Raw genomic sequence first — 16,117 nt, 5'->3', positions numbered from 1 at the left:
GGCCTCGACGGCCGCCAGGGCGAGAGGGCAGAGGAGCGGTAGACATGCGAGAAATGGTCGTCGGATCACGCCAGCGCCTTTCTTTTCGTTCTGTTGCGGCTTGCCGTGGGCTGGCTGGCTGATATTAGCTTACTAAAACACTCTGATTAACGGATGCAATCGCGGAATGATCTCCAGCCGAGCTGATGCAAGCGCGTCGCGCCTGGCGCCGGTGCTGGCCGTGGCGCTGGTGGCGGCCATGGTGGCGAGCCTGCACCTGGGCCTCAGGCTCTACGGGCCCGGCACGGTCTGGAGCGGCTTGCGCGGCGCGGGCGACACCGATGCGCTGATCGTCTCGACCCTGCGGGTGCCGCGCACGCTGATCGGCGCCTGTTGCGGCGGGCTGCTGGGGCTCTCGGGGCTGCTGATGCAGGCGGCCACGCGCAACCCGCTGGCCGAGCCGGGGCTGCTCGGCATCAACGCCGGGGCGGCGCTCGCGGTGGTCTCGGCGTTGGTGCTCTTCGGCGTCGCCGCGCCGGGCGGCATGGCCCTGGCGGCCTTTGCCGGCGCGATGCTCGCCATGGTGCTGGTCTTCGGCCTGTCGAGCCTGGGCGGCACGGGCATGAATCCCGTCTCGGTGCTGCTGGCAGGCGTCACGCTGGCGGCCATGACCTCTGCGGTGACGCAGGTGCTGCTGCTGACGGACGAAGCGGCGATGGAAAGCCTGCTGTTCTGGCTCTCGGGCGGCTTCGCGGACCGCGACATCGGGTTGCTCTGGCTGGGCGCGCCGATGCTTGTGGCGGGGCTTGGTGGCGCGCTGTGGCTCGCCTCGGCGCTCGATGCCCTGCGCGCCGATGACGACAGCGCGGCGGCGCTGGGCGTCGAGGTGCTGCGGACCCGGGTGCTGGCGCTGGGACTGGCCGGGCTGCTGGCCGGGACGGTGGTGGCGCTGGCCGGTCCGGTGATCTTCCTCGGGTTGGTGGCGCCCCATATCGCGCGGCGGCTCGCGGGGCGCAGCACCCATGCCGCGCTGGCCGTGCTGACCATGTTGATCGGGGCGACGCTGGCGGTGCTGGCCGATATCCTGGCCCGGCTGATCGTCGCGCCGGGCGAGGCGCCCATCGGCACGGTCTTGGCGCTGGCAGGCGTGCCGGTGCTGATCGCGGTGCTGCGCCGGGGCACGGGGGCAGCGCCGTGACGATGGTCTCCGATCTCCCCCGCCGCCGCGTCCTGCGCCTTCCGGTGCTGGTCGCGCTGGTGCTCGGGCTCTTGTCGCTCGTGGTGCTGGGCGCCGGCCTGGGGTCGAGCTTCATGCCGCCCGGGCGTGTCCTCGCCGCGGCCCTGGGCCAGGGCAGCGGCGCCGACGGGGTGATCCTCTGGACCCTGCGGCTGCCGCGCGTCGCGCTGGCCGTTCTGGGCGGCACCGCCTTGGCGCTGGCCGGTGCCATTCTGCAGCGGGTCGTGCGCAATCCCCTGGCAGCGCCCTCGGTGCTGGGGATCACCGATGGCGCCGCGATCGGGGTGGTGAGCTTTCTCTGGCTGTTCTCGGACAGCAACAACAACCTGACCGTCTCGATCCACTGGCAGCCGCTCGCCGCGGTGATCGGCGCCGCGGGCTTTGCCGCGGTCACCGCCGCGCTGGCGCTGGCCGATCCGCGCCGCGGGCCGCTCACGCTGATCCTCTACGGCGTGGCCATGGCCGCCTTGGCCAAGGCGGCTGTGACCCTGTTGATGATCATCGGGCCGATCTATCGCGCGGGGCAGGCGATGACCTGGCTCGCCGGGTCGGTCGGTTCCGCGCATTGGAGCGATGTTGCCGTGCTTTCCACCGTCCTGCTTTGCGCGCTGCCCTTGCTGGTGCTGGCCGTCCGTCCTCTGGCGCAGCTTCGGCTCGATCCCGACAGCGCGCGGGCCACCGGGCTGTCGCTGGGGGTGAGCCAGGTTCTCCTTCTTCTCCTTTCGGTGCTGCTGACCGCCGCGGCGGTGGCCTTTGTCGGGGCGGTGGGCTTCGTCGGGCTGATCGCGCCCCATGCCGCGCGCCGCTTGGTGGCGGAGGGCTCCGCCGCGTTCCTGCCGACGGTGGCGCTGATCGGCGGCGCGCTGGTGCTTGGGGCAGACATCCTCGCACGGGTCATCGCCCCACCTTTGGAGCTGCCGGCGGGCGCCATCACGGCGCTGCTCGGCGCGCCGCTTTTCCTGTTCCTGCTTGTCAGACGGAGTGCCGTTGTTGCCTGATCCCGCGCCGCTTTTCGAACTCTCGCGTGCCTCCGCCGGCTACGGGCGCTCGCTGGTCTTCGAGGACCTCGACCTGACCCTGCCGGCGGGCTGCGTCATCGCCCTCTGCGGGCCCAATGGCAGCGGCAAGTCGACCGCGCTGCGCTCCATGCGGCGGCTGCTGCCGATGACCGGGGGGCGCATCCTGCTTTCGGGCCATGACCTCAAGGACTGGACGGCCAAGACCCTGGCCCGCACCGTCGCCATGCTGGCCCAATCCCCCGATGCGCCCGAAGAGATGTCGGTGCGCGACCTGGTGATGCTGGGCCGCTATGCCCACCGTCGGCCGCTGTCCGGGGCCACGGCGGCGGACGACCGCGCCTGCGCCGAGGCGCTGGAGGCGACCGGCATGACCAGCCATGCCGCCAGCGCCATCGGTGCGCTCTCGGGTGGGCAGGCGCAGCGGGCCTGGATCGCCATGGTGCTGGCGCAGGAGGCGCCGACGATCCTGCTGGACGAACCCACCAACCACCTGGACATCGCCCATGCGCTGGACGTGCTCGAGCTGATCCGGCGGATGAACCGCGAGCAGGGGCGCAACGTCGTGGTGGTGCTGCACGACCTGAACTTCGCCGCGCGCTATGCCGATCACGTGGTGCTCTTCGAAGAGGGCGCCGTCGCGGCCCAGGGGTCGGTGCCCGAGGTGCTGACCGAGGCGACGATCTCGCGGGTGTTCGGGGTCGATTGCCGCGTGCTGCACCCCGAGGGGCACGCGCGGCCGATCATCGTTGCGCTGCCGCGGGGGTGAGGGTGTGCCTACGGGCGCTGTCGCGGGATGCGTAGGGCATCTGCAAGGTGCCTCGACGCACGTTCGGCAGGTTGCCCATCGCGGTGATGGCCGCGGCGTCCGCGGGCTCCGCCGCGCGGATATGTAGAGGGAGAGTCTCTGTCATCCTGCATGCTTAGCGGGTGTGGCGGACCTGGGAAACGGGAGCTGGCGGACGTTCGGGAGCGACCGGAAAGGGGGGCGAAGCAGTTCTGCGACGGAGCGGAAGAAGGTGCGGCGTCCATGGCAGGACAGGACGACGCGCTCGGCCTTCATTGGACCTTCGCAAGGATGACCAATTCCGCCGCGCGGCTTCTCCCGACCGGCCATCCGCAGCTTGGTGCAGCCCGCGCCGAGAGCCAAAGGTCCGCGATGCCAGACTCAGCGGACACGGCCCGGCCGACGTGGTAGGGTCGCGAAAAACCCAGGGAGAAGAAAAATGAGCTATGCCGATGGGATGCTCTGCGCCGTGCCGGACGGCAAGAAAGAGGAGTTCCTCGCCGTCTCCCGCGCGATGGCCGCAGTCTTCAAGGAGTTCGGCGCGACCTCGGTTGTCGATTGCTGGGGTGATGACATCCCTGATGGCAAGCTGACCTCCATGCCGATGGCCGTGAAGGCCGAACCGGGCGAGACGGTTGTCCTCTCCTGGATCACCTGGCCGGACAAGGCCGCACGCGATGCGGGCTGGGAGGCCGCAATGCAGGACCCGCGCATGGCTCCCGATGCGACCCCGATGCCCTTCGACGGCAAGCGCCTGATCATGGGCGGGTTCGAGGTCGTGCACGAGGCGTGAGGGACGGGGCCAAAATCTAACCGAGATGAGGTTCGCGTGGGGGTGGAGAAGTGATGCCTCTGTTGGCGGCACGGTCTCCCAGATCCGCGTCGGGTGCAAAGTAGGACATCCGAACAGAGCGGTTGCGACGATCATTGTTCCGCCGTCGCTGGCGCCCCTTCTCGAGCGCCGCAACGGCAAGGGGGCCAGGCCAGCGGCATCGGAGGCGTGCCCCCCTAGAAGACGGGGCCGGCCTTGCCGCGCAAGCGGTCCGAACCACAAGGACAACGCGCATTTCGGCAGCAATGCGCCCCGACCGGCGCCTCAGACCAAAGTCCCTCGTCGGGATAGCAGGGTTTGAATGTATGGTCGGCATCGGGAGAAGGATCCGATGGTCGAACAAGGTCACGTGGAGGAAATCGCCCAGGTGCTGGACGGCCGGGCCACCGGGCGCGACAGTTATGTCGATGCGTCCTGGCGGCGCTGCGTCGAGCTCTACGGCATGGACCCCGCGCGCAGCGAGCCTGCGCATATCGTCACCGAGGCCGAGTTCCGCAGCCATCGCGAGCAGGCCGACTGGATGATCGGCGCCGCCCGTGCCAGCCTGCAAAACCTGTTCAGGCAGGTCGCGGGGCAGAACTACGTGCTGCTTCTGACCGACGCAAAAGGCGTCTGCGTCGACTTCTTCGGCGACGACCTCTTCACCGACGAGTTGCGCGGGGCGGGGCTCTATCTCGGGTCGAACTGGTCGGAGGACCTGGCCGGGACGTGCGGCGTGGGGGCCTGCATCGTGACGGGCGAGCCGGTCACGGTCCACCAGGATGACCATTTTGGCAACGCCCACACCGCGCTCTCCTGCACCTCCGCGCCGATCTACGACAGCCTCGGCCAGCTCGCCGCGGTGCTCGACATCTCTCTGCTGCGCTCGCCCTCGCCGAAGAGCAGCCAGAACCTCGCCATGTCGCTGGTGACAGCCTCGGCACGGCGGGTGGAGATGGCCAACCTGATGGCCGCGAGCCGCCGCGAATGGGTGCTGCGGTTCTCCTCGAGCCCGGAATTCCTCGACGTCGACCCCGAGGGCGCGGTTGCGCTCGACGGCTCGGGCCGGGTGATCGGCGCGACCCATGCGGCAACGCGGATGCTCGCGCGCGGGGGCAGCCTGATCGGCGAGCGCATCGACGCCCTGCTGGGGATCGGCGTCGACGACCTGCCCGACCTGATGCGCGACCGCCCGACCGAGGAGCGCGTCGTGGCCCTTGGCGATGGCGGCGCGGTCTTCGGCCATGCGATCGCGCCGCAGGCCCCGCGCCGCCCGCGCATCGCGGCCTCTGGCGCCCCGCGGCGCGGCGGCGTGCTCTCCGGGCTTGCCGGACACGACCCGGCGATGACCCGCGTGCTGTCGCAGGCGGAGCGGCTGGCCCGGACCCCCGTCCCGCTGGTGATCTGCGGCGAGAGCGGCAGCGGCAAGACCAAGCTGGCCCGCGCGCTTCACATGGCCTCGCGCCGGGGCGGGTTCATCACGCTGGATTGTGCCGCTACGGGGCCCGCGGAGATGGCCTCGGCGCTGGCCGGTCGGTCCGGTCCGGCCACGCTTCTCCTGCGGCGCATCGAGGACCTCTCCGAGCCGGCCGCCCGCGCGCTGCCGGGCCTTCTCGACGCGCATCCCGAGCTGCGCCCGGTCGCCACCAGCGGCCTCGCGCCGACCGCGCTCTTGTCGCATGAGACCCTGCCTGCCGAGCTCTACCACCGGCTGGCCGGGGCGGTCATGGAGCTGCCGCCCCTGCGCGAGCGGCAAGACCTCGGCTGGCTGATCGAGCGGCTCTTGCGCCGCCGCTCAGGCGGCGAGATGCGGCTGACACCCTCGGCGCGCGCCGAGCTGATGGCCCGCGACTGGCCCGGCAACCTGCGCGAGCTGGGCCATGCGCTCGACGTCGCCTGTGCCCTGGCCGAAGGCGATGTGATCGACCTGCCGGATCTGCCGGAGCCGCCGCGGCCCTGCGTCGAGGAGCTGAGCCTCGAGGCGGTGCTCGACGCCTGCAACTGGAACATGGCCCGGGCCGCGCGGCGGCTGGGGGTGAACCGCTCGACGGTTCTGCGCCGGATCCGCAGGGAAGGGTTGCGCGCGCCGAACTGAGGCGTTGCGCGGCGTTGCGTTTGCAACATGCTGCGATGCCGCACCTTCCGAGACCGCCGAAATGACCGGATTCCCGTGGCCCGAGGGCGTCCGGGCTCGCCACACTCTCCTCATCACATTGCCTATGAGGAGGATATGCAATGCTCGACTCGACCGTGACCGCCGAGGTGCAGGACATGCTCGACAGCCTGAACGCCGCTCTGGAGGCGGGCGACGCGCAGGCTGCCAGCGCGCTCTTCGCCACCGACAGCTACTGGCGCGACCTGATCGCCGTGACATGGAACCTGAAGACCGTGGAGGGGCCTGCCGGCGTGCAGGACATGCTGGCGTCGCAGCTCAAGCACACCAGGCCGCGCGGCTTTGCCATCCAGGAGGGCGAGCTTCCCGCCGAGGAGGACGGCGTGATCACCGCCTGGATCACCTTCGAGACCGCCGTCGGGCGAGGCTGGGGGCTGATCCGGCTGAAGGACGGCCGGATCTGGACGCTGTTGAGCGCGCTGCAGGAGCTGAAGGGCTTCGAGGAAAACCGGGGCAAACGCCGCCCGATGGGCGCCGAACACGGCGCCTCGAAGAACCGCAGGTCCTGGACGGAACACCGCGAGGCGGAGGCGGCCGAGCTTGGCTACAGCGAACAGCCCTACACGGTGATCATCGGCGGCGGCCAGGGCGGCATTGCGCTTGGCGCGCGGCTGCGCCAGCTCGGCGTGCCGACCATCGTGCTCGACAAGCATGACCGCCCCGGCGACCAGTGGCGCTCGCGGTACAAGTCGCTCTGCCTGCACGATCCGATCTGGTACGATCACCTGCCCTATATCAAGTTCCCCGACAACTGGCCGGTCTTCACGCCCAAGGACAAGCTGGGCGACTGGCTCGAGATGTACACCAAGGTCATGGAGCTCAACTACTGGACCCGATCCGAGGTGCAGAGCGCGGCCTATGACGAAGCCAGCGGCAGCTGGGAGGTCAAGGTCGACCGCGACGGCGAGGAGGTGACGCTGCGCCCGACCCAGCTGGTCTTCGCGACCGGCATGTCCGGCAAGGCCAACATGCCGTCCTTCCCGGGGATGGAGAGCTTCCAGGGCACGATCCAGCACTCCTCGCAGCACGAGGGGCCCGACGCCTGGACCGGCAAGAAGGTGGTGGTCGTCGGCTCCAACAACTCGGCGCATGACATCTGCGCCGCGCTCTGGGAGGCCGATGCCGACGTCACCATGGTGCAGCGCAGCTCGACCCATATCGTGCGCTCGGACACGCTCATGGAGATCGGCCTCGGCGCGCTTTACTCCGAGGAGGCCGTGGCCAGCGGCATGACCACCGAGAAGGCCGACATGGTCTTCGCCTCGCTGCCCTACCGGATCATGCACGAGTTCCAGATCCCGCTCTACGACCAGATGAAAGAGCGCGACGCCGCCTTCTACGCCGGGCTGGAGAAGGCCGGCTTCGAGCTCGACTGGGGCGATGACGGCTCGGGCCTGTTCATGAAGTATCTGCGCCGGGGCTCGGGCTATTACATCGACGTGGGCGCCAGCCAGCTGATCATCGACGGCGAGGTGAAGCTGGTGAAAGGGCAGGTCGAGCGCTTTGATGAGACCGGCCTGGTGCTGGACGACGGGACGCATCTCGAGGCCGACCTCGTGGTGATGGCCACGGGCTATGGCAGCATGAACGGCTGGGCCGCCGATCTCATCAGCCAGGAGGTCGCCGACAAGATCGGCAAGGTCTGGGGCCTGGGCTCGGACACCACCAAGGATCCCGGCCCCTGGGAGGGCGAGCAGCGCAACATGTGGAAGCCGACCCAGCAGGAGAACCTCTGGTTCCACGGCGGCAACCTGCACCAGTCGCGGCACTACTCGCTGTATCTCGCGCTACAGCTGAAGGCCCGGATGGAGGGCATCGAGACCCCCGTCTACGGGCTTCAGGAGGTGCATCACCTGTCGTGATGCCCTGACGGCGCGCCGTCAGGTCCGCGCCGCGCGCCCGGCATCTCCTCCCGCCGGGCGCGTCTTTTTCTGACAGTGGAGGCAAGAACTGAAGGGCGCGCGTTGGCTTGGCGTGGAGGATGTCGTGTCGATGATATTTCAGGCCCAGAGCCCGCCTTGGGCGAGGTGAAGGTCAGGTTGGCGTGGAGCGGGATCTGCGGTAGCGACCTGCACGACTATCTGGCGGAGCCAGATTTTCTGGGAGGGGACCGGAATGCAATTTCCAAGCTTTTGAAGTTGGCGAGCCTGAATTGAAAGTTGGTCTAGTCGCCCCTGTGGAGGCGCAAGACGGCTGCAATGCGCGCTGTGAAACATAGTCTGACAAACTCTCAGAGTTGGATTTCCGCCTGTCCCCCATTCCACCCGCAAACAATCCCCCTCACTCGCACCCAATTCTCCCCGCAATTCCCGCTTCCACCCATTCCCAAACCCCACACCACCCCATAAACCCGCATCTCCAATAACCCCGCGCTGGACGCAGGATAATGGCCTCACTACACTTCCCCGAAGCGGCGCGCAGAACCAGAACAAGCGCCGTCACGGGGAGGTGCCCGGGCATTGCTCGAGGTTCGTGATCTGCATCTGTCCTTCGGGGGCATCAAGGCGCTGCAGGGCGTCGGCTTCACCGCGCGCGCGGGCGAGATCACCGGGGTGATCGGGCCGAACGGGGCGGGAAAGACCTCTCTTTTCAATGCGATATCGGGGTTCTACGCGCCCTCCCGGGGGCAGGTCCTGCTTGACGGCGAGGACATCACCAAGGCGCCGCCGGACCGGCGGGCGGCGCTCGGGATCGCGCGGACCTTCCAGAACATCGCGCTCTTTCGCGGGATGACCGTGCTCGACAACATCAAGCTCGGCGGCCACACCCGGCTCAGATCGGGGATCTGGTCGGCGCTGGGCTATTTCGGCACCGCCCAACGCGAGGAACTGGCCTTTCGCGCCGAAATCGAGGAACGGGTCATCGATTTCCTCGAGATCGACCATATCCGCAAATTGCCGATCACCATGCTGCCCTATGGCCTGCAGAAACGCGTGGAATTGGCGCGGGCGCTGGCGATGCGGCCGAAGGTGCTGCTGCTCGACGAGCCGGTCGCCGGCATGAACCGCGAGGAGACCGGCGACATGGCGCGCTTCATCCTCGATGTGCAGCAGGAGTTCGGCACCACCATCCTCCTGGTGGAGCACGACATGCATATGGTCATGGATATCTGCGCGCGGATCGTGGTGCTGAACTTCGGCCACCAGATCGCCGAGGGCAGCCCGGCGGAGGTCTCGGCCACCCCCGCGGTGATCGAGGCCTACCTGGGGCAGGCGGTCTGATGGGGCAGTTCATCCAGTTCGCGCTGAACGGGCTTCTGGCCGGCACGATCTATTCGCTGATCGCGGTGGGGATCGTCAGCGTCTACAAGGCGACCCGGGTGGTGAACTTCGCCCATGGCTACCTGATCATGTTCGGGGCCTATTTCTACTACACCTTCGCGGTGCTCCTGCCGGGGCTCGAATGGGCGCCCGGCTGGCTCGCCAAATGGGAGCCCTCCTGGCTTCTCGCGGCGCGGGCCGAGGCCGAGATGTTCTCGCCCCGGGCGACGGTGCTCGACTGGCTGTCGAACCTGCCGCGCATCGTCCTGGGCATCCTCGGCTCGATCCTGGCCTGCGCGGTGCTGGGCCGGGTGATCGAACGGGCGCTGATGCGGCCGATGATCGGGCAGTCGGCCTTCGCGATGATCATGATCACCGTGGGGCTCGTCTCGGTGCTCTCGGGCGCCAAGGGGCTGATCTGGACCGCCGATGCCGCCTTCGTGCCGCATATCGCGCCCAATGCGCCGATCCGCTTCGAGCTTTTCGGCAGCATGGTCTTCCTCTTCGGCGCGGACCTGGTGAACGCGGCCATCGCGGTGATCCTGTTCTCGGGCATCGTGCTCTGGGTGCGCTATTCGCGCGGCGGGGTGGCGATCCGGGCCACCGCCGAGGACCAGCAGACGGCCTATTCCATGGGCATCTCGGTGCCCGCGGTCTTCGGCCATGCCTGGGTGCTGGCGGCGACCACCGGCGCCATCGCGGGGGCGATCCTGGCGACGCGCAACGGGGTCTCGCCCTCGCTCGGGCTTTTCGGTTTCTCGGTCCTGGCGATCGTGCTCATGGGCGGGCTCGACAGCTACGTCGGGGTCTTCATCGCGGCCCTGGCGGTCGGCGTGCTCGAGGCCATGGCGCAATGGCAGCTCGGCGGCGAATGGGCCGAGGTGGTGCCCTATATCGCGGTCCTGGTGGTGATCCTGATCCGCCCGCACGGGCTGCTCGGCCAGAAAGAGGTCGAGCGGATATGATCAACGGCAACCTCAAGGCCAGCTACGCCGCCGACGAGCGCATCCTCGACAACCCCTACCGGCGGGGCTTCGTCTTCGGGGCGGCGGCGCTCGCCGCCGCGCTGCCTTTCGTGGCCAATGACTACATCATCCTGGTCGCGGCGCAGATGGGCATCATGCTGATCGCGGTGATCGGGCTCAACGTGGTGATCGGTTACACCGGGCTTCTGTCGCTGGGCCATGCGGCCTTCATCGCCATCGGCGCCTATGCGGTGCCGCTCTTGCATCGGCTCTTCGCGGCCTGGGGCCTGCCAGAGGGGGTGATGCCGCTTCTGGCGATCCCTCTGGCGGTGGCGGTCGCGGCGCTGGTGGGGCTCGTGGTCGGGCTGCCCTCGCTCCGGGTGAAGGGGCTCTACCTCGCGGTGGCGACGCTCAGCGCGAATTTCATCGTGATCTTCCTGATCGAGCTTGATGCCATGGCGCCTTTCACCGGCGGCTTCAACGGGATTAACACGCCCGAGGCCAACATCCTCGGCTGGCGGCTCGACAGCCAGCGCGAGATGTTCGCGCTGATCGCGGGCCTCGGCTTCGCCACGATCCTCCTGGTGCAGAACCTCTTCCGCACCCGCGTCGGGCGGGCCTTCATCGCGATCCGCGAACGCGATTATTCCGCCGAGGTGCTGGGCATCTCGCTTCTGCGCTACAAGCTCCTGAGCTTCGCCGTCTCGGCCGCCTGCTGCGGGCTCGCCGGGGCGCTCTTCGCCTATTTCTACGCCCGCATCCTGCCCGAACAGTTCGAACTGGCGCTGTCGCTCCAGCTGGTCGCGGCGCTGATCGTGGGCGGCATGGGCCGCACCATGGGGCCGGTCTTCGGAGTGGTGATCATCGTCATGGTGCCGGAGTTGCTGAAATACAGCTTCGGGGCCATTGCCGGCGGCAGCGCCGATGTCGCAGCCCTGCGTGCCCCGGTGCAGGAGATCGTCTTCGGTGCGCTGATCATCCTCTTCCTCATGTTCGAACCGCTCGGCATCGCCCAGATCGTGGACCGATGGCTGCGGTCGCTCAATCGCTGGCCCTTCGCCCGCGGATAACCCACCGTCTCAGGGAGGAGACACCATGACCATGAACCGCCGCAGCTTCCTCAAGCGCTCCGCCGCCGCCTCGGCGGTGATCGGGGCGCCGAGCCTCCTGAAGGCGCAGCCCGCCGAATATGTCTTCGGCGCCTCGCTGCCGCTGACCGGCCCCTTCGCCACCGCCGGGCAGCTGGTGGCCCCCGCCTTTGCCATGGCGCAGCGGCTGATCAACGAGGAGGGCGGCATCGGCGGCGTGCCGATCCGCTTCCTGACCGAGGATTCCGGCTACGTGCCGCAGAACGCCCTGGCCAACTACCAGCGCGCGCTGGCGACCGAGGGCGAGGCGCTGGTGGCCTATTTCGGCGACAGCACCGGCTTCATGAAGCTGGTGGCGCCCGAGCTGCGCGGCGACCAGGCGCGGCTCATGGGCTCGACCTCCTTCGCCTCGGAGCTCGCCAACCCCGAGACCAACCCCTACCAGTTCCTCGCCGGGCCCTCCTACGAGGACCAGTTCGACATCCTGTTGCAGAACATCGCCAACGAGGGCGGCTCGAGCGTCGCCTTCATCTATTCCAACACCGAGTTCGGCCGCGACCCGATCGCCCATGGCAAGGCCCGAGCCGAGGAGCTGGGCCTGAAAGTGGTGCTGGAGGAAAGCACCAAGGCGCAGGGCGCCGACATCCCGACCCATGTGACCAAGCTCGCGCAGTCGGGCGCCGAATACTGCCTGCTGCAGGGCTATGTCACCGGCGTCTGGCCGCAGCTCATCGGCGGCGCGCGGCAGTTCGGCCTGCCGACCAAGTTCATGGGCACCTTCTGGGGCATGGAGAAGATCATCGCCGACCGCGTGACCGCCGAGGCCGGGCCTTTCCTCGAGGGCTACCAGGGCGTCATGCCCTACCGCTATTTCTACGACCGCGAGGGCGCGCCGCGCTACGAGACCTTCGCCGAGATGTCCAAGGAGATGTTCGCGGGCACCCCGCTCGAGACCTACATGCCGACCTGGACGATCCAGACCATGTGCGCCATCGAGATCGTCGTGAGGGCGCTGCGCGACACCGCCGAAAAGGACCTGCCGCTCACCGCCGACAACGCCGCCGAAAGCCTCGCCGCGATCCGCGACTGGGACATGGGCGGCTATTTCGGCGGGCCGATCAGCCTCGAGGGCAACAAGATCGGCACCGGGCGGGTCTATACCTACGGCGCCGAAAGCGGGCTCTTCACGCCCAGCTCGGACTGGTTCACGGTCTGAGCCCCGGCCCCGCGCCATGCTGAGCATCGAGAACATCGAGGTCACCTATCACCACACCGTGCAGGCCCTTCGGGGCCTGTCGCTGGAGGTGCCCGAGGGCCGGATCGTGACCCTTCTCGGTACCAATGGCGCGGGCAAGTCGACGACGCTGAAGGCGGCCTCGAACCTTCTGGGCCTGGAGAACGGCCATGTCGGCGAAGGGCGGATCACCTTTCGCGGCGAGGACGTCTTCCGCATCGCGCCCGACCGGCTGGTGCAGCGCGGGCTCTTCCACGTCCGCGAGGGGCGGCGGATCTTCACCGAGATGACGGTGGAGGACAATCTGGTCGCCGCCGCCTACGCCCTGCGCGGGCGCGACCTCCGGCCCGATTACGACAAGGTCTATGCCTTCTTTCCCCGCCTGAAGGAGCGGCGCGGCCAGATCGCGGGTTATCTCTCGGGCGGCGAGCAGCAGATGCTGGCCTTCGGGCGGGCGATGATCGCGCGGCCCTCGATGATCCTGATGGACGAACCCTCGCTGGGCCTCGCGCCGAAGATCGTCGCCGAGATCTTCGACACGGTGCGCCGGCTCAATGCCGAGGACGGCGTCTCGATCCTGCTGGTCGAGCAGAACGCCGGGGTTGCCTTCTCGGTCGCGGACTACGGCTACATCATGGAAAGCGGCCAGATCGTCATGGAGGGCCCGGTCTCCAAGCTGCGCGACGACAAGGACATCCGCAGCTTCTACCTCGGTGTCGCGACCGAGGGCAGCGCCCGCGACAGCTTTCGCGACGTGAAACACTACAAGCGCCGCAAGCGCTGGCTGAGCTGAGGGCGCCATGGCCTATGATCCCCGCACCTTCGCCGCCAAGGGCTTCCGCACCCAGGTCGCGCTGATCGCCGAACATGCCGCCAGCGACCCCGCGGGCGTCGCCATGCGCCAGAAGCGCCACGGCATCTGGCAGGAGCTCACCTGGGCGGAGCTGCAGGCCACCACCCGCGCCCTGGCCGCGGGGCTGATCGCGCTGGGCGTGGCGCCGGGCACGCATCTCGGCATCCTGTCGGAGAACCGCCGCGAATGGGTCCTGGCCCAGTTCGGCATCCAGGCGGCCGGCGGGGTGACCGTGGGCATGTATCCCACCAGCCCCGCCGCCGAGATCGACCACCTGGTAAACGCCTCGGACACCGAGGTCCTCTTCATCGAGGACCAGGAGCAGTTCGACAAGATCGCCGAGCTGGGCGCGCGGCTGCCGAAGCTGCGCCGGCTGATCGTCTTCGACCCCCGGGGGCTGCAGGCGGAAAGCTACCTGGGCGCGCTCTCCTTCGACGAGTTGCTGGCGCAAGGGCAGGCGGCGCTTGCCGCGCAGGGGCCCGAGATCGACGCGCGGCTTGCCGCGCTGCGGCCCGAGGACACCGCCATGATGGTCTTCACCTCGGGCTCCACCGGTCCGCCCAAGGCCGCCGAGATCAGCCACGCCAACCTGCACGCCAGCGCCTGCCTGGCGACCGGCTTCTTCGGGGACTACCCGCCCGGCACCAACATCCTGAGCTACCTGCCGCTTTGCCATATCGCCGAGCAGAACGTCACGGTGACCAACGCGCTCTCGGGCCAGCACGTGATGAACTTCGGCGAGAGCCTGCGCACCATCACCGCCGATCTGCGCGATGCGGCCCCGCAGATCTTCTTCGGCGTGCCCCGCATCTGGGAGAAGATGCAGGCCGGGGTCATGGTGCAGGCCCAGACCGCCGCGCCGCTGCGCCGGGCGCTGACGCTCAAGGCACTGGCGCGGATCCCCGCCCGCGCGGGCACGCCGCGCAGCCGGCGGAGTTTTGGCCAGCGTCTGGCGGATGGGTTCTGGGACGCGCTGGTCTACCGTCACATCCGCAGCTACCTCGGGCTTGGCCGCTGCACCTTCGCGATCACCGCGGCGGCGCCGATCTCGGCGGATCTCCTGGTCTTCCTGCGCGGCATCGGCATCAACCTCCGCGAGGCCTGGGGCATGTCCGAGACCTCGGGCGCGGCCTCGATCCAGCCCGACTGGGGCGAAAGCGCGGGCCGCTGCGGCTTCTTCCCCGAGGGCGTCAGCCATCGCATCGCCGAGGATGGCGAGCTGCTGATCCGCGGCGGCATCGTCTTCAAAGGCTATTACGCCAACCCCGAGGCCAGCGCCGAGACCCTGGCCGGGGGCTGGCTGCACACCGGCGACATCGCCGAGGAGGCGCCCGACGGCTCGATCTCCATCGTCGACCGCAAGAAGGACATCATGATCAACGCGGCGGGCAAGAACCTCGCGCCCTCGCTGATCGAGAACACCATGAAGGCCTCGCCCTACATCAAGGAATGCATCGTGATCGCCGACCGGCGGCCCTATGTGACCGCGCTGGTGCAGCTCGACGCCGACACCACGCGGCTCTGGGCCGAGGGGCAGGGCATCGCCTATACGACCTTCCGCTCGCTCGCCGAGAACCCGCGCGTCGCAGGGCTGATCGACGCCGAGGTCGCGCGGCAGAACGCGCTGCTCGCCCGGGTCGAACAGGTCAAGCGCGTCTGGCTTCTGCCCAAGGAGCTCGACCACGACGACGGCGAGGTGACCGCCACGATGAAGGTCCGCCGCGGCAAGATCACCGACCGCTACGGCGCCGAGATCGAGTCGCTCTACGCGGACCGCGGGGTGGCGTGAGGGGGGCTTTGCTGGGTCTTCGGGACGGAGAGGACGGCGGGCCCCGGGCCCTTTAGGTCGCACCCTTACCGCTTCGCGGGCCCGCAGAAGACCTCGTAGAGGGCGGCCATCATCTGTTCGGTCTCGGGGTCGGCGAGGCGGTAGTAGATGGTCTGCGATTCGCGGCGGGTGGCGACGATCTCGGCGGCGCGCAGCTTGGCGAGATGCTGGCTCAGCGCCGACTGGCTGAGGTCGACGTGCTGCTGCAACTCGCCGACCGAGGCCTCGCCCTCGGCCAGGCGGCACAGGATCAACAGCCGCTTGGCGTTGGCCATGAGGTTCAGCCGCTCGGCGACCTGGTCGGCTTTGTCGTGCAGGTCCGTGAAACTCATCGGGCTCACCAGGATTGCATTATTAGCTTGTTATAATTTAGTCATCGCTTACATAAGGGCAAGTCGACCGCATCGGATCAAGGAGAATGGGCGATGGAGCTGGGAACCGCAACGGCCTTCACGCCATGGGCCTCGCTCTTCGGGGGCATGCTGATCGGGCTCAGTGCCGTCATTCTGATGGGCACCCTGGGCCGGATCGCCGGCATCTCGGGCATCACCAGCGGCGGGCTCGCGCGGGTTCTGCCGGGCCTCGGCAAGGGGGCGGGGGCCGAGTGGTCCTGGCGGCTGGCCTTCATCGGCGGGCTGGTGATGGCGCCGCTCCTGGTGCAGCTCCTGACCGGCGCGGCTATCCCGCAGGATGTGCCCGAGAACCTCTGGGCCATGTTGGCGGCGGGGCTTCTCGTAGGGCTCGGCACCGCGCTCGGCTCGGGCTGCACCTCCGGGCACGGGGTCTGCGGGCTGGCCCGGCTCTCGCCGCGCTCGCTGGCGGCGGTCGCGAGCTTCATGGGCAGCGCCGCGCTGACCGTCTTCGTGCTGCGCCACCTGCTGTAAGG

At 68.6% G+C, this 16,117-nt stretch carries 13 protein-coding genes and 1 pseudogene; 13 read left to right on the top strand and 1 reads right to left on the bottom strand.

Features of this window, described 5'->3' with window-relative positions; translation table 11 throughout:
* Positions 1–166: 166 nt before the first annotated feature.
* From LR948_RS11075 to LR948_RS11020, 12 genes are all read left to right on the top strand, one after another.
* Positions 167–1,177, top strand: coding sequence for an iron ABC transporter permease (locus LR948_RS11075; RefSeq protein ID WP_232754079.1), 1,011 nt, complete (start codon positions 167–169; stop codon positions 1,175–1,177).
* A gap of 2 nt (positions 1,178–1,179) precedes the next feature.
* Positions 1,180–2,214: an iron ABC transporter permease gene (locus LR948_RS11070; RefSeq protein ID WP_232754078.1), complete on the top strand. Its 1,035-nt coding sequence runs from the start codon at positions 1,180–1,182 to the stop codon at positions 2,212–2,214.
* The gene (locus LR948_RS11065; RefSeq protein WP_232754077.1) at positions 2,204–3,001 is read left to right on the top strand and encodes an ABC transporter ATP-binding protein; all 798 of its coding nucleotides are present in this window, start codon (positions 2,204–2,206) and stop codon (positions 2,999–3,001) included. The genes LR948_RS11070 and LR948_RS11065 overlap by 11 nt, the downstream gene beginning before the upstream one ends.
* 457 nt (positions 3,002–3,458) lie before the next feature.
* Positions 3,459–3,812 (top strand): DUF1428 domain-containing protein, encoded by a 354-nt coding sequence (locus LR948_RS11060; RefSeq protein ID WP_232754076.1) that lies wholly within the window; start codon positions 3,459–3,461, stop codon positions 3,810–3,812.
* 370 nt (positions 3,813–4,182) lie between these two features.
* Positions 4,183–5,925, top strand: coding sequence for a sigma-54-dependent Fis family transcriptional regulator (locus LR948_RS11055; RefSeq protein ID WP_232754075.1), 1,743 nt, complete (start codon positions 4,183–4,185; stop codon positions 5,923–5,925).
* 140 nt (positions 5,926–6,065) lie between these two features.
* Positions 6,066–7,865 carry an NAD(P)/FAD-dependent oxidoreductase gene (locus LR948_RS11050; RefSeq protein ID WP_232754074.1) on the top strand — a complete coding sequence of 600 codons (1,800 nt, stop codon included), beginning with the start codon at positions 6,066–6,068 and terminating at the stop codon, positions 7,863–7,865.
* A 597-nt stretch (positions 7,866–8,462) separates the two neighbouring features.
* Complete coding sequence (locus LR948_RS11045) at positions 8,463–9,224, top strand: ABC transporter ATP-binding protein (RefSeq protein ID WP_232754073.1); 762 nt, start codon at positions 8,463–8,465, stop codon at positions 9,222–9,224.
* On the top strand, positions 9,224–10,228 hold the full coding sequence (locus LR948_RS11040; protein ID WP_232754072.1) for a branched-chain amino acid ABC transporter permease: 1,005 nt from the start codon (positions 9,224–9,226) through the stop codon (positions 10,226–10,228). The genes LR948_RS11045 and LR948_RS11040 overlap by 1 nt, the downstream gene beginning before the upstream one ends.
* A complete protein-coding gene (locus LR948_RS11035) occupies positions 10,225–11,298 on the top strand; it encodes a branched-chain amino acid ABC transporter permease (protein WP_232754071.1) in 1,074 nt (357 codons plus the stop codon). Before LR948_RS11040 ends, LR948_RS11035 begins: the two co-directional genes overlap by 4 nt.
* Positions 11,299–11,323: 25 nt before the next feature.
* Positions 11,324–12,532, top strand: a complete 1,209-nt coding sequence (locus LR948_RS11030) for an ABC transporter substrate-binding protein (RefSeq protein WP_232754070.1) — start codon at positions 11,324–11,326, stop codon at positions 12,530–12,532.
* Between the two features lie 16 nt (positions 12,533–12,548).
* Entirely contained in the window at positions 12,549–13,343 is a 795-nt protein-coding gene (locus tag LR948_RS11025) for an ABC transporter ATP-binding protein (protein ID WP_232754069.1), read from the top strand.
* Between the two features lie 7 nt (positions 13,344–13,350).
* The gene (locus tag LR948_RS11020) at positions 13,351–15,192 is read left to right on the top strand and encodes a long-chain fatty acid--CoA ligase (RefSeq protein ID WP_232754068.1); all 1,842 of its coding nucleotides are present in this window, start codon (positions 13,351–13,353) and stop codon (positions 15,190–15,192) included.
* Positions 15,193–15,257: 65 nt separating this feature from the next.
* Here the strand turns inward: LR948_RS11020 and LR948_RS11015 are convergent, their stop codons facing one another.
* Entirely contained in the window at positions 15,258–15,563 is a 306-nt protein-coding gene (locus tag LR948_RS11015) for a metalloregulator ArsR/SmtB family transcription factor (RefSeq protein WP_232754067.1), read from the bottom strand.
* Positions 15,564–15,644: 81 nt separating this feature from the next.
* On the opposite strand from LR948_RS11015, the pseudogene LR948_RS11010 reads away from it, so the two are divergent.
* A pseudogene (locus LR948_RS11010) lies at positions 15,645–16,115 on the top strand (YeeE/YedE family protein); the annotation flags it as partial.
* Positions 16,116–16,117: the final 2 nt, after the last annotated feature.

Source organism: Roseivivax sp. GX 12232 (genome assembly GCF_021272185.1).
Taxonomy (GTDB): domain Bacteria; phylum Pseudomonadota; class Alphaproteobacteria; order Rhodobacterales; family Rhodobacteraceae; genus Roseivivax.
The sequence above is the reverse complement of the archived record's forward strand: the minus strand, read 5'-3'. Positions and strand labels throughout refer to the sequence as shown.

Bases quoted from the DNA above. Each gene is read 5' to 3' on its own strand.
- LR948_RS11075 (WP_232754079.1), top strand. From the start codon at position 167: ATGATCTCCAGCCGAGCTGATGCAAGCGCGTCGCGCCTGGCGCCGGTG.
- LR948_RS11070 (WP_232754078.1), top strand. From the start codon at position 1,180: ATGGTCTCCGATCTCCCCCGCCGCCGCGTCCTGCGCCTTCCGGTGCTG.
- LR948_RS11060 (WP_232754076.1), top strand. From the start codon at position 3,459: ATGAGCTATGCCGATGGGATGCTCTGCGCCGTGCCGGACGGCAAGAAA.
- LR948_RS11055 (WP_232754075.1), top strand. From the start codon at position 4,183: ATGGTCGAACAAGGTCACGTGGAGGAAATCGCCCAGGTGCTGGACGGC.
- LR948_RS11050 (WP_232754074.1), top strand. From the start codon at position 6,066: ATGCTCGACTCGACCGTGACCGCCGAGGTGCAGGACATGCTCGACAGC.
- LR948_RS11040 (WP_232754072.1), top strand. From the start codon at position 9,224: ATGGGGCAGTTCATCCAGTTCGCGCTGAACGGGCTTCTGGCCGGCACG.
- LR948_RS11035 (WP_232754071.1), top strand. From the start codon at position 10,225: ATGATCAACGGCAACCTCAAGGCCAGCTACGCCGCCGACGAGCGCATC.
- LR948_RS11030 (WP_232754070.1), top strand. From the start codon at position 11,324: ATGACCATGAACCGCCGCAGCTTCCTCAAGCGCTCCGCCGCCGCCTCG.
- LR948_RS11025 (WP_232754069.1), top strand. From the start codon at position 12,549: ATGCTGAGCATCGAGAACATCGAGGTCACCTATCACCACACCGTGCAG.
- LR948_RS11020 (WP_232754068.1), top strand. From the start codon at position 13,351: ATGGCCTATGATCCCCGCACCTTCGCCGCCAAGGGCTTCCGCACCCAG.
- LR948_RS11015 (WP_232754067.1), bottom strand. From the start codon at position 15,563: ATGAGTTTCACGGACCTGCACGACAAAGCCGACCAGGTCGCCGAGCGG.